This is a genomic window from Pseudomonas sp. NPDC088368 (assembly GCF_044753445.1).
Classification (GTDB): domain Bacteria; phylum Pseudomonadota; class Gammaproteobacteria; order Pseudomonadales; family Pseudomonadaceae; genus Aquipseudomonas; species Aquipseudomonas bambusae.
The window spans coordinates 507,907-521,505 of the sequence record NZ_JBIVNG010000002.1 but is presented as its reverse complement, the minus strand read 5'-3'; the positions used below and the strand labels follow the sequence as shown (position 1 = coordinate 521,505).

11 protein-coding genes are annotated in these 13,599 nt (G+C 62.1%); 5 read left to right on the top strand and 6 right to left on the bottom strand.

Translation table 11 applies throughout. The features are described from left to right. Positions 1–5: 5 nt before the first annotated feature. The 4 genes from mexE to ACIQAL_RS05775 all read right to left on the bottom strand — a co-directional run bounded on the left by mexE (position 6) and on the right by ACIQAL_RS05775 (position 5,004). Positions 6–1,250: a multidrug efflux RND transporter periplasmic adaptor subunit MexE gene (mexE, locus tag ACIQAL_RS05790; RefSeq protein WP_401143453.1), complete on the bottom strand. Its 1,245-nt coding sequence runs from the start codon at positions 1,248–1,250 to the stop codon at positions 6–8. Positions 1,251–1,413: 163 nt separating this feature from the next. Beyond that, entirely contained in the window at positions 1,414–2,349 is a 936-nt protein-coding gene (locus tag ACIQAL_RS05785; RefSeq protein WP_401143450.1) for a LysR family transcriptional regulator, read from the bottom strand. Positions 2,350–2,746: 397 nt separating this feature from the next. Then, on the bottom strand, positions 2,747–2,944 hold the full coding sequence (locus ACIQAL_RS05780; protein WP_166598714.1) for a YbdD/YjiX family protein: 198 nt from the start codon (positions 2,942–2,944) through the stop codon (positions 2,747–2,749). After that, on the bottom strand, positions 2,944–5,004 hold the full coding sequence (locus ACIQAL_RS05775; RefSeq protein ID WP_401143446.1) for a carbon starvation CstA family protein: 2,061 nt from the start codon (positions 5,002–5,004) through the stop codon (positions 2,944–2,946). The genes ACIQAL_RS05780 and ACIQAL_RS05775 overlap by 1 nt, the downstream gene beginning before the upstream one ends. Before the next feature lie 421 nt (positions 5,005–5,425). Between ACIQAL_RS05775 and ACIQAL_RS05770 the strand changes: the two genes are divergently transcribed. Further along, positions 5,426–6,784: a cache domain-containing protein gene (locus ACIQAL_RS05770; RefSeq protein ID WP_401143754.1), complete on the top strand. Its 1,359-nt coding sequence runs from the start codon at positions 5,426–5,428 to the stop codon at positions 6,782–6,784. Between the two features lie 33 nt (positions 6,785–6,817). Then, positions 6,818–7,450, top strand: a complete 633-nt coding sequence (locus ACIQAL_RS05765; protein WP_166598717.1) for a response regulator transcription factor — start codon at positions 6,818–6,820, stop codon at positions 7,448–7,450. Positions 7,451–7,755: 305 nt separating this feature from the next. Here ACIQAL_RS05765 and ACIQAL_RS05760 read toward each other — a convergent pair whose 3' ends face one another. Together ACIQAL_RS05760 and ACIQAL_RS05755 are read right to left on the bottom strand one after the other, a co-directional pair. Beyond that, a complete protein-coding gene (locus ACIQAL_RS05760; RefSeq protein WP_401143442.1) occupies positions 7,756–9,249 on the bottom strand; it encodes a sensor histidine kinase in 1,494 nt (497 codons plus the stop codon). Then, positions 9,246–9,962 (bottom strand): response regulator transcription factor, encoded by a 717-nt coding sequence (locus ACIQAL_RS05755; RefSeq protein WP_341958283.1) that lies wholly within the window; start codon positions 9,960–9,962, stop codon positions 9,246–9,248. The genes ACIQAL_RS05760 and ACIQAL_RS05755 overlap by 4 nt, the downstream gene beginning before the upstream one ends. 177 nt (positions 9,963–10,139) lie before the next feature. Here ACIQAL_RS05755 and msrB point away from each other — a divergent pair, with 177 nt between their 5' ends. From msrB to msrA, 3 genes are all read left to right on the top strand, one after another. Continuing rightward, positions 10,140–10,658, top strand: a complete 519-nt coding sequence (msrB, locus tag ACIQAL_RS05750; protein WP_401143439.1) for a peptide-methionine (R)-S-oxide reductase MsrB — start codon at positions 10,140–10,142, stop codon at positions 10,656–10,658. A 151-nt stretch (positions 10,659–10,809) separates the two neighbouring features. Further along, complete coding sequence (locus ACIQAL_RS05745; protein WP_401143437.1) at positions 10,810–12,630, top strand: cytochrome c biogenesis protein DipZ; 1,821 nt, start codon at positions 10,810–10,812, stop codon at positions 12,628–12,630. Between the two features lie 81 nt (positions 12,631–12,711). Next, positions 12,712–13,383 carry a peptide-methionine (S)-S-oxide reductase MsrA gene (gene msrA / locus ACIQAL_RS05740; RefSeq protein WP_341964557.1) on the top strand — a complete coding sequence of 224 codons (672 nt, stop codon included), beginning with the start codon at positions 12,712–12,714 and terminating at the stop codon, positions 13,381–13,383. Positions 13,384–13,599: the final 216 nt, after the last annotated feature.

The following is a 13,599-nucleotide window of genomic DNA, read 5'->3' as shown; positions in this document are numbered from 1 at the left end:
GGCCTTTATCCGCGTGGGCCGGAAGCGCTGGCGATTTTCGCCGGCGCTGCGGATTTGGCCGAGGGCTGATTGCTCGCTTCCAGGGCCTGACGTTGTTGCGCAAGGGCGGCGAGGGTTTCGTCACTGGCCATCGGGCGGTCCTGAGGGTCGATGGGCGAACCCGGACGCACGCGCTGCAGGCCGTTGATGACGATGCGATCGTCTTTCCCCAGACCGCTGCGCACGATGCGCAACCCTTCCAGCTTCGGCCCCAGTTCGACGCTGCGGTAGGTAGCCTTGTTGTCCTTGTCGACCACGAGCACAAATTTCTTGCCAAGGTCAGTACCGACCGCCTCGTCCTTGATCAGCGTCGCGGCGTAGGTCCCGCTTCCGACCAGCTTCAGACGTGCATACAGGCCGGGGGTGTAGCGCCCGTCGGCGTTGTCGAACACGGCGCGACCGCGAATGGTGCCGGTGCGCGGGTTGACCTGGTTGTCGACGAAATTCATCTGGCCGAGGTGTTTGTTGTCCGCTTCGTTGGACAGGCCCATGTACACCGGCGTCGAGGCACCGCGCTTGCCGTCGCGGGAGAGCTGGTTGTATTTGAGGAACACGCGCTCGTCGGCGTCGAAATAGGCGTAGACCTTATCGGTGGAGACCACACTGGTGAGGATGCTTTGGTCGGCGGTCACCAGGTTGCCGGCGGTGATCTCGGCGCGGCTGACACGGCCGGTGATCGGCGCAGCGACATGGGTGAAACTCAGATTGAGACGCGCCAGGTCCAGCTGCGCCTGGGTTGCCGCCACAGCGGCCCGGGCCTCTTGCGCGGTGGTGGTGCGCGACTCGGCGATCTCGGCGGAAATCGCGTTGTTGGTGCGCAACCGCTCGCCGCGCTGGGCTTCGGCGTCCGTACGCACGACGGTGGCTTTCACCTGTTGCAACTGCGCTTCGAGGCGATGCACTTCGGCTTCGAACGGACGCGGGTCGATCTGGAACAACAGGTCGCCCTTCTTCACCAATGCCCCATCGACGAACGCCACGGAATCGATCTGCCCGGAGACCCGAGGCCGCACTTCGACGGTTTCGGGGGCTTCGAGACGGGCGGTCACTTCGTCCCATTCGATCACCGGTTGCTGCAGCACGTTGGCGACATCCACCTTGGGCGCACTCGGCGCCTGGGCTGTGGCCGCGGGGCCTTTGTCGCAGGCGCTGAGTAATACGAGCGCCAGTCCGGCAAGGGGATAACGAAAACGGGTCAATGGCTGTTGCATGGGAAAAATCCGCCGAAGGTTATAAGAATTGCCGCGGAGTGTGTGGGACGCCACACCGGTCCACGAATTGAATGGATTCAATGTTGATATCAACTCAAATGATAGTTGTAATATTAATTGACGAAACGGGATTAGACGCTCTGTCACGGGGCTTACAGACGATTCAAGAACAAGGGCCTGACACGTGGGTGGACGACCCGTCGCTGAGAAACAGGCCGATTCGCGAACGCAACCACCGTTCGGATTCGTCGTTGTCCTTGGCCGTGGTCCAGACCATGTGCAGCGGAAAATCAGCCAGTTGCACCGGCAACGGCTGGCTGCGTAACCGACCACTCGCGGTCAGCACATCGGCGGCGTATTCCGGCACGGCCGCCACCAGATCGGTGTCCTCCAGCAGCGCGCCAAGGCTGTTGAAATGCGGCACCGCGAGGACCACTCTGCGCTGACGCCCGATCAGACGCAGCGCCTCATCGACGAACCCCACCGTGCCGCCACCAAACGACACGAGGGCGTGTGGCCGTTCGCAAAAATCATCCAGGCTCAAGTCGCCAGGCACGTCATCACCGCGCAATAGCACGATGCGGGTGCTGAGCAAGGTCCGACGTTTGGCGTTGGCCGGCAGCTCAGTGGTGAAGCCAACGCCCACGGTCACCTCGCCGCTGGCGAGCAACCTCGGCATTTGCAGATAACTTGCACGGCGAACCACCAGCGACACCCCCGGTGCTTCCGCCCGGATACGCTTGAGCATCGACGGCAGCAAGGCAAACTCAACGTCGTCGTTCAAACCGATGCGAAACACTCGGTCGCTGGTCGCGGCATCAAACGCCTTGGGCCGCTTGACCGCCATGGCGATGGATTCGAGCGCGGGGCCAAGCAGCAACGCAATTTCCTGCGCCCTCGGCGTTGGCTCCATGAAACGACCGGCACGCTGGAACAGCGGGTCGTTGAACAGCAGCCTCAATCGGCCGAGCGCAGAACTCACGGCGGGCTGGCCGAGGTACATGCTTTCAGCGGCCAGACTCACGCTCCGGGCTTTCATTAACGCTTCAAAGATCAACAACAGATTGAGGTTGATATGGCGCAGGTCGCTGCGATTCATGGGGGAGAAACCTGCTTTAGATTACATGTGTAATACTTGCAAATTCCAAGTCGTTAAGTCAAAGGTTAAAAGCGGTGGGGTTGGCTTTGGAGAGTGACTCTGTTGCCCTGCCGGGCCTGATCACGGGCAAGCGCGCTCCTATCTCTTTTGCAATGTGCCGCATCCTTGGAGACCGAGTGTGCAGCCTTAGATGCAGTAGCGGGAAAACCTGAGTCAAGCAACAGGGCTACCAACGCGGTCCATCAGGCCATTGCACGTTTCAACAAATGTAGGAGCGCGCTTGCCCGCGATCAGGCCCGCCAGGGCAACAGAGTAGCCATCCAGAGCCAACCAAAAAAAAACGCACCAGGGATCACCCATGGCGCGTTTTTACGATCAAAAGCTCTGGCTCAGCAGCTCAACAGCACTTAGGCCCGGCCTTCCCGCCATAACGCGCATCCTGGCGCTCCCGAAAGAACACCTCGTACGACATCACCGGCTGGTCCGGATGGGTCTTCTGCATGTGCTCGACGTAATTGTCGTAGTCAGGCATGCCCACCATCAGGCGGGCGGCCTGCCCGAGGTATTTGCCGAGGCGACTCAGGTCATTGAACATTAGTGCGCTTCCGGCATCGCCTGGAACGGCGCTTCCTTGTCGCTACGCTCTTTCTTGACCCACGCCGCACGGCCCACTTTCACGGCGTAGAACAGAATGCTCAGCACCACGAACAGGAACAATGTGGTCAGCGCTGCGTTGGTGTACGCGTTGAAGATCACGTGCTGCATCTGATCCACCGTCTTCGCCGGAGCGATGACCTGGCCAGCCTCAGCCGCTGCACTGTATTTCTTGGCCAGGGCCAGGAAGCCAACGGCCGGGCTCGGGTCGAACAGCTTGATGAAGCCTGCGGTCACGGTGCAAATCAACAGCCAGGACGCTGGCAAGATCGTCACCCACACGTACTGCTGACGCTTCATTTTGATCAGCACGACGGTTGCCAGCATCAGCGCGATACCCGCCAGCATCTGGTTGGAGATACCGAACAGCGGCCACAGGGTGTTGATGCCGCCCAGTGGATCGATCACGCCCTGATACAGCAGGTAACCCCACAACGCCACGCAGCCGCCGGTGCCAATCACGTTGGCGGTCCAGGATTCGGTGCGTTTCAGTGCAGGGACGAAGCTGCCCAGCAAGTCTTGCAGCATGAAGCGACCGGCGCGGGTACCGGCATCGACAGCGGTCAGGATGAACAGCGCTTCGAACAGGATCGCGAAGTGGTACCAGAACGCCATGGTGTTCTGGCCTGGCAGCACTTGGTGCAGGATTTGCGCGATACCCACGGCCAACGTTGGCGCACCACCGGCGCGAGCCAGTACGGTGTTTTCGCCGATGTCCTTGGCCACAGCGGTCAACGCTTCAGGCGTGATGGCAAAGCCCCAACCGGTGATGGTCTGAGCGACTGCAACGACGTCGCCGCCGACCACTGCCGCCGGGCTGTTCATGGCGAAGTACACGCCTGGGTCGATGACCGAGGCCGCGACCATCGCCATGATAGCGACGAAGGATTCCATCAGCATGCCGCCGTAACCGATGTAACGGGCGTTCTTCTCGTTATCCAGCAGTTTCGGCGTGGTGCCCGAGGAGATCAGCGCGTGGAAACCCGACACCGCACCGCAGGCGATGGTGATGAACAGGAATGGGAACAGCGCGCCTTTCCAGACCGGACCGGTGCCGTCGGTGAACTGAGTCAGGGCTGGCATTTTCAGCTCAGGCGCGAGAATCAGGATGCCGATCGCCAGGGCGACGATGGTGCCGACTTTCAGGAAGGTCGACAGGTAGTCGCGTGGCGCGAGCAGCAGCCAGACCGGCAGCATCGCCGCGACGAAACCGTAGCCGACGAGCATCCAGGTGATCTGCACACCGGTGAAGGTGAAGACGTGCGCCCACTCAGGGCTGGCAGCCACCTGGCCACCGGCCCAGATCGACAGCAGCAACAGCACGACGCCGATGATGGAGATCTCGCCAATGCGGCCCGGACGGACATAGCGCATGTACACGCCCATGAACATCGCAATCGGGATGGTCGCCAGCACAGTGAACATGCCCCACGGGCTTTCAGCCAGAGCCTTCACTACGATCAGCGCCAGCACCGCGAGGATGATGATCATGATCAAGAAGCAGCCGAACAAGGCGATGGTGCCGGGAACGCGGCCCATTTCCTCGCGGACCATGTCGCCCAGCGACCGGCCGTTACGGCGAGTGGACAGGAACAGGATCATGAAATCCTGCACCGCACCGGCCAGGACCACACCGGCGATCAGCCAGAGCGTGCCGGGCAGGTAGCCCATTTGCGCGGCGAGCACCGGACCGACCAGCGGACCTGCGCCTGCAATGGCTGCGAAATGGTGACCGAAAAGGATGTGTTTGTTGGTGGGGACGTAGTCCAGGCCGTCATTGTTGATCACCGCCGGGGTGGCCCGGGTCGGATCGAGTTGCATGACGTGATTGGCGATGAACAAGCTGTAGTAGCGGTACGCAACCAGGTAAATGGCGACGGCAGCGACGACGATCCAGAGAGCGTTAATGGCTTCGCCGCGACGCAGCGCGACGACACCCAAGGCGCAGGCCCCAAGGGCTGCAACGGCGAACCAACCCAGATGTTTGGTCAGTCGGGTCATTGTGGGTCTCCTGCCGAAGCTCATGGCTTGCGGCGTAATTGTTATTGTGTGATCCGGGGTAACGGAGCGTTGCCACTATCCGCGCAGTTGTCAGCAAGAGAAATTCGTACTACTACGGTTTCGTCTGCGTAGTTCTACGCAGAGGCGAGTTCGCTACGCGTTTGTGATTCTGGCCGCAGGTCGTGGGAGCTGGCTTGCCTGCGATCTGCCGGGAACCGGCAGCAAACCCTGTGCATGCGGTCTGCCTGAGACAACCTATTCTCTGGTTTGGCTGCCGCTGCGCGTCAGATCGCAGGCAAGCCCGCTCCCACGGCCTGCGGCCAGAAGCGTTTGCGCTTGAACATGAGGGATGCTTCTGGCCACCAATACCGTGTCTAATACCTCCCACAACAACACCCGCTCCCGCCGGACATCCCACGCCATGCAACTCAAACACAAGATCGTCGCCCTGGGCATCCTGCCGCTGATCCTTGCCGTGTGCGTGATTTGCGCGCTGGTAATCGTGCAGAACCAGCGTCTGGGCGAGCAGCAGGCGCAGTTGATCGAGGACAGCATTCTGTCCAGCAAGCGCGCCGAGTTGAAGAACTACGTGGAGATGGCCATGAGCGCCCTCGCCCCGATCTACGACAGCGGCCGCAATGACGAACAGACCAAGCAGCAGGTATTGGAAGAACTGGCCAAGCTCAGCTTCGGCATCGATGGCTATTTCTTCGTCTACGACCAGAGCGGCCGCAACCTGATGCATCCACGGCAGGCGGCGCTGGTGGGCAAGGACTTGTGGAACATGACCGACCCGCAAGGGCTGCTGGTGATCCGCGCACTGCTGCAAAGCGCGGAATCCGGCGACGGTTTCCAGCATTACGCCTGGGAAAAACCGTCCACCGGGCAGATCACCGACAAACTCGCCCATGTGGTCATGCTCAAGCGCTGGGGCTGGATGCTCGGCACCGGGATCTACCTGGAAGACGTCGAACGGGCCACGCAACAGGCCCGACAGGAAGTCGCGCGGGGCATCTACGCGACCATGCTCGACATCGGCGCCGTCGCCCTGATCGCCGTGCTGCTGGTGTTCGTCTGCGGCGTCACCCTCAACGCCAGCGAACACCGCCTGGCCGACCGCAAGCTGCAAATGCTCAATCAGCGCATCATGAACCTGCAGGAAGAAGAGCGCTCGCGGCTGTCACGGGAGCTGCACGACGGGATCAGCCAGGTGCTGGTGTCGATCAAATTCCAGTTCGAGCTGGCCGGCCTGCAACTCGAAGGCCACGACCCGCTCGGCCTGGAGACCCTGCGTCACGGCACCGAACGGCTCGGCGAGGCCATCGGCGAAATCCGCACCATTTCCCACGACCTACGCCCCTCCCTGCTCGACACCCTAGGGCTGGCAGCGGCGGTCACGCAACTGGTGGCCGAGTTCGAGCAACAGACCGGGCTGACCATTCAGTACACCCATAACCTCAGCAAGTTGAAGCTGGCAGAAGGTGCACCGGTGGCGCTGTTCCGGATTCTGCAAGAGGCGCTGACCAACATCGAACGTCACGCCCACGCGCAGAACGTCTACATCGACTTGCGCAACACGAAAAAACAGGTGCAACTCACTGTGCGCGACGACGGGGTGGGCTTCCGGGTCGATGTCGAACGCTTGCAGGAGATACAGGGTGGCATCGGTTTGCGTAATATTCGCGAGCGCGTCGAGCATTTCCAGGGCCAGCTCAATCTCTACTCGGTCCCCGGCCACAGCGAACTGACCGTGACCATGCCCATTAACGTCGCCGCCTGACCCTTCATTTCAGACAGGAACCCGCACCCCATCATGAGCGCCAGCCAGACCATCCGCATTGCCCTGGTCGACGACCATTCGCTGGTCCGCGACGGCGTGCGCGCCCTGCTCGCCACCCGCCCCCTGTTCGAGGTGGTGGGCGAAGCCGAGAACGCGGCGCAGGGGCTGAAGATGTGCGAAGAGGTCAAGCCGGACATCCTGTTGGTGGACATCGGCCTGCAGGACATGAACGGCCTGGAACTGACGCAACTGATCCGCCAGCGCTGCCCGGCGATCAAGATTCTGATCCTGAGCATGTACGACAATCAGGAATACGTCGCCACGTCGATCCGCGCCGGGGCCAGCGGTTACGTGCTGAAAAACGCACCGTCCCGGGAAATTGTCGCGGCCATCGAGGCGATCGCCACCGGCGGCACGTTCTACAGCGCTGAGGTGACCCTCAAGCTGGTGTCGAAGAAGACCGACGAAAACGAACTCACGCCCCGTGAAGTGCAGGTGCTGGTGGGTCTGGCCAAGGGGCTGGACAACAAGACCCTCGCCCGCGACCTGGCGATCAGCGTCCGCACCGTCGAAACCCACCGCCTGAGCATCCGCCGCAAGCTGAAAGTCGACAAACCGGCGGGACTGGTGAAATACGCCATGGAGCATGGGTTGTTGTTGCCGTGACCCTGTGTCGCCGCCGCTGAACCTGTGGAGAGGTCCTTCATGCCGCCGCCGAACCTGTGGGAGCGAATTCATTCGCGAGAGGCCTCCACAGACGACGCATCTCCAGCGTCCGATCAATCTTTCGCGAATAAATTCGCTCCCACAGTTCATTCCGCGCCAAATGAAACATTGCGTGGCGACTCAGAGTCCCTGTGGGAGCGAATTCATTCGCGAAGGTGGGTCAGGCGACACAGCTCTATCGACCGGACGGGCCTCTCGCGAATGAAATCCCTCCCACAATGGATAGGCATTGGCCACGAAGCTGATCACTCCCTCGGCAACACCCGCTCCGCCGTTTCCTGATCCACCGGCAGCGCAAATCGGAATGTCGCGCCCTGCCCCGGTACGTCGATCAGCTCGATCCGGTGCCCGTGAAGTTGCAGGATCTGGTGCACGATGCGCAACCCCAGCCCGCCATCTCGCCGTGCACCGCCAATATTGAACGGACGCAGAAACAGCCCTTCGCGCAATTCAGCGGCAATCCCCGGCCCGGTGTCGCTGATGGTCACTTCGACGAACCGCCCCTTCGGCAACAACGCCACTTTGATCTCGCCGCCCTGGGGCGTGTGCCGCAGGGCGTTGTCCAGGAGGTTGGTCATCACCCGCTCGATCAGCCCCAAGTCGGCATGCACGCCGGGCACCGACGGCGGAAAGCTCGGGGTCAGGGTCACGGCCTTGGACTCGGCGCCCAGCTCGAACTTCTGAAAAATGTCCTGCACCAGATCGGTCAGCGAAAACCGCTCCACCACCGGCACCACGAAACCATGCTCCAACCGCACCAACTCCAGCAGCGACTGTGCCAACCCGCCTACCTTGCGACTCTGGTCCAGCGCGATGCCCAGATAACGCCGTCGCTCCTCGGGCGTGAGGCTGGCGTCTTTGACCGACAGCACCTCCAGATAGCCGTGCAGGGAGGCCAACGGGGTGCGCAGGTCATGGGAAATGTTCGCCACCAGCTCACGGCGGTCCTGGCTTTGGCGGGTCAGGGTCTGCCATTGCTCGCTCAGGCGGTTCTGCATTTGCTTGAACGTCGCGTCGAGCACGGCGATTTCGTCGTGGCCCTGCCGAGCCGATTCGGTCGAAGACGCGGGCAACGGCACCGGCGCAGCATTGATGTCGAAGTGGCTCACCGCGTCGGTCAGGCGTCGCAGCGGCCGGGTGATCCAGCCGAACGCCGTCAGACCCGCCAACAGGCACAGCAAGGCAATCAAACCAATCGACCACAATGCCGTGTTCAGGGCCTCACTGGTGGCGCCGCGCTCGGCAAAGCGGTCATGGGCCTCGCCCAGCAGCACCACGTACAAAAAGCCCGCCGGTTTGCCCATCACCATCAACGGCGCGGCGCTGAACACCTTGCGCGTGTCCATGCTGCGCGGGTCATCCCCCAGAATCGGCAGCGGCTCTCCGGCCAGCAGCTTGCGCACGGGCGCCAGATCGACACGGTCCCGCAGCATGTGATCCTTGGGCGCGGCGTCGCCGACGATCTTGCCGTCGCCGTCGAGCAGGTACACCTCGACGCTGGGGTTCACCAGCATCAACTGGCTGAACAGCTCGCGCACGGCATCGGGTTTCAGGCCGTTGGCGTCCATCAACTGGGTGTCGCGGGCGATGTGCTGGGCGAGGTCGCGGGACAGGCCCTGCACCACTTCCAGCTCATGCATTTTGTTGGAGCGCACCTGCAACAGCACCGACGTGCCGCAGCAGATCAGCAACAGAAACGCGAAGACCAGAGACAGCCGCTGGGTCAGGGTCATGTTCACGACGCCTCTCCCGCATCGGCGAATTTATAGCCGCGCCCCCACACCGTCAGGATGCGCAACGGCTGGGCCGGGTCGTTCTCGATCTTGGCGCGCAAACGGTTGATGTGAGTGTTAACGGTGTGCTCGTAGCCTTCGTGGTTGTAGCCCCAGACCGAGTTCAGCAGGTCCAGCCGCGAGAAGACCTTGCCCGGCTGACGGGCGAAGAAATACAGCAGGTCGAATTCCCTGGGCGTCAGGTCGAGCAAGCGGCCTTCCAGCGAGGCTTCGCGGGTCAACGGGTCGATGAACAATCCGGCGCTGTCGAGGCTGCCGGTGTCCATCTTCAGGTTGCGCGCCATCGCATCGACCCGCCGCAGCAGCGCCTTGACCCGCGCCACCAGTTCCATCATCGAGAACGGCTTGGCCAGGTAATCGTCGGCCCCCAGCTCAAGGCCAAGAATCCGGTGCATCTCACTGGAGCGGGCGCTGGTAATAATGATTGGCGTGTAGCGGGTCATGGCCCGGGCACGGCGGCAGATCTCCAGTCCATCGACGCCGGGCAGCATCAGGTCGAGGATCAACGCGTCCCAGCCGCCCTGCTCCAAAAGGCGCAAGCCTTTTTCCCCGTCGGCGCTGTGCACCACGTCGAAATGTTCGTCCCGCAGGTGCAGGCAAATCAGGTCGGCGATATGGCTATCGTCCTCGACCACCAGAATGCGTTTGGGCTGATCCATGGAAAGCAAACCTTGCCAGTGCTGAATGCGCGATGCCGCCATTGTGCCGATTTTGCGGTCGATCAGTTATCACGAATTGTTTAACTCTCGGTGAGGATTCCGGGAACAGCCCCGCCCTACTCTGGCGCCATCACATGACAAGCCTGCCCCGTGCAGGCGGTGCCAAGGAGACACCTCATGCTTTCGAGAAGACAGTTCATGGTCCTGAGCAGCAGCGCTGGCGTCGCGGCCATCGCCTTGGGCGTGCTGCCCAAGTTCGCTGACGGCGAAACCCTCGTACCGGCGGATTCGGCCGTGGGCACGTTCGAAGTCAGCCACAGCGACGCCGAATGGCACGCGTTGCTCAGCGACGACCAGTTTCAGGTGTTGCGCCGCGAAGCCACCGAGCGCCCGTACAGCAGCCCGCTGAACGACGAACACCGCACCGGCACGTTCGCCTGCGCCGGTTGCCAGTTGAAGCTGTTTTCGTCGACGACCAAATTCGACAGTCACACCGGCTGGCCGAGCTTCTGGCAGCCGCTGGACAACGCCACCGCCATCCGCACCGACACGTCCTTCGGCGTGCTGCGCAAGGAAGTCCATTGCCGCCGCTGTGGCGGGCATTTGGGGCACGTCTTCACCGACGGGCCGAAGCCGACCGGGTTGCGCTATTGCATGAATGGTCTGGCGATGACGTTCGCCGAGCAGAACACCTGAGCACGCTTTACCCCTGTGGGAGCGAATTCATTCGCGATGCGGTCGTTCAACGACATAGATGTGTCGCCTGAAGCACCGCCTCGCGAATGAATTCGCTCCCACAGGTGACGCACCCTTTTCCCAGATCGTTAATCTGAACGGACCCACTCCCATGCTCCTGATCATCCTTGCCTACCTCGGCGGCGTTCTGACCATCGTCAGCCCATGCATTCTGCCGGTGCTGCCGTTTGTCTTCGCCCGCACCGGCCAACCCTTCGTCCGCAGCGGCCTGCCGTTGCTGGTGGGCATGGCCGTGACCTTCGCGCTGGTCGCCACCCTCGCGGCAGTCGGCGGGGGGTGGGTCGTGCAGCTCAACCAATATGGCCGTGGCCTGGCGCTGATCTTCGTCGCGCTGTTCGGCCTCACCTTGCTGCTGCCGAAACTGGCCGAGCGCTTGACCCGTCCGTTGGTGGCCGCAGGCAGTCGACTGTCTGAAAACGCAGGCGTGGAGGCCAAACCCAGCCCGTGGGCCTCGTTCATGATCGGTGTTGCAACGGGCCTGCTCTGGGCGCCGTGCGCAGGCCCGATCCTCGGTCTGGTGTTGACGGGCGCGGCATTGCAAGGCGCGAGCGTCGGCACCACCTTGCTGCTGCTGGCCTACGCCGCGGGCGCCGCCACGTCACTGGCACTGGCGTTGTTGCTGGGCGGCAAGGTGTTCAGCGCGATGAAGCGTTCGCTGGGCGCTGGCGAGTGGATTCGCCGGGGGCTGGGCGCCGCGATGCTGGCGGGTGTCGCCGCCATTGCACTGGGCCTGGATACCGGGATTCTGGCCCGCGTTTCGACCGCTTCCACCGGAGGCCTTGAACGATCGCTGGTGGGTCAGCTCACCGGCAAGGGCAAAGACAGCAACGTGATGCAAGGCGGCGCGATGATGGCGCAAAACATCCCCGGCAAGGATGAAGCGGGCGCGAGCATGCAAGCTTCTGGCGCGATGATGATGGCCGCGAAAAACAGCACATCGAGCCTGCCGGTCGAAGGCCAGCTGCCGTCGCTCGCCGGGGCAGTGCAATGGCTGAACTCCGCCCCACTGACCGCCGAACAGCTGAAAGGCAAAGTGGTGTTGGTGGATTTCTGGACCTACTCCTGCATCAACTGCCTGCGCACCCTGCCCTACGTCAAAGCCTGGGCCGACAAATACCGCGATCAGGGCTTGGTAGTGATCGGCGTGCATGCCCCGGAATTCGCCTTCGAGCGCGACGTGAAAAACGTCACCAAGGCCATGGCCGATCTGGGCATTAATTACCCGGTGGCCATCGACAACGACTACAAAATCTGGCGAGCCTTCGACAACCAGTACTGGCCTGCCCATTACTTCGCCGACGCCAAGGGTCAGATCCGCTATCACCACTTCGGCGAAGGCGCCTATGACGAATCCGAGCGCGTGATTCAGGAGCTGTTGCGCGAAGCAGGCAATACTCAGATCACGACCGACCTGATCGACGCCAACGGCAATGGCGTGCAACAGGCGGCGAACATGGGCGACGTCAAATCGCCAGAAACCTACCTGGGCTTCGAGCGCGCCGAAAACTTCGTGTCGCCGGGCGGCGCCAAGGCTGATCGGGTCGCCAGCTACAGCACCCCGCAAAGCCTGTCGCTGAACAACTGGGGCCTGGACGGTCAATGGAACATCAGTTCCGAGCGCGCCAGCCTGAACGCGCCCAACGGCAAGATCGTCTATCGCTTCCACGCTCGCGACCTGCACCTGGTGCTCGGCCCTGGCAGCAACGGCAAGCCGGTGCGCTTCAAGGTCTCCATCGACGGCAAGGCGCCGGGGGATGCACACGGCACCGACATCGCGCCCGACGGCAATGGCACCGTCACAGAACAACGCCTGTACCAACTGGTGCGTCAGCCCGGCGACGTGACGGACCACACCTTCAGCATCGAATTCAGCGATCCGGGCGTGTCCGCATACGCCTTCACCTTCGGTTGATTCCACCCCGTTTCAGGAGTGTCAGATATGAAAAAATTCAACGTTTCCACCCTTCGCGCCGCGCTGCCTGACGGCCGCCGCATGGGCCTGCGCGTGCTGCTCGGCGCCGCTCTGTTGCAAACCGCTGCGTGCTCGTTCGCCGCCGAAGACGCCGTGAGCATCGCCCCGCCTATAAAGGATGAAGCCGTGAAGACCGCCGGGACCGAGACCGCCGTGTTTGCGGGAGGTTGCTTTTGGGGCGTTCAAGGCGTGTTTCAACACGTGCAAGGGGTGAAGAAAGCCGTGTCCGGGTACGCCGGGGGCAAGGCCGACACCGCGCAGTATGAGCGCGTAAGCGAAGGCGACACCGGGCATGCCGAGTCAGTCGAAGTCACCTTCGACCCGTCGCAGGTCAGCTACGGCACCCTGTTGCAAGTGTTCTTCTCCGTGGCCCACAACCCGACGGAACTCAACCGTCAGGGGCCTGACCGTGGCACTCAATACCGCTCGGCGATCTTCCCGGAAAGCCCCGAACAGCAAGCCGTGGCCCAGGCCTACATCGCGCAACTGGACAGCGCCAAATCTTTCAATGCGCCCATCGTGACCAAGATCGAGACCTACAACGGCTTCTACCCGGCGGAGGATTATCACCAGAATTTCCTGACCACCCACCCGACCTACCCGTACATCGTGATCAACGATTTGCCAAAAGTCGGGCAGCTCAAGCAACTGTTCGCCGACCGCTACAGCGAACAGCCGGTGCTGGTGAAATAACCCGCAGCAATGGCTCCAGCGGGCCGCACCGCCCGCAAACCCTGCGCAGATACCCCGAACTCTCCTCGTTTGGCGCCCTTAACGGGCGCCTTTTTTTGTGCGTGTAAAAATCGTCATCGTTTTTTAGCCCGTGACATCCGTCTGTCGCCAAAGCCGGGCTACGCTGATTCAGCCTTCGCCGCCGCACGATCCCTTGCCTGCCTGGAATGTATTCGA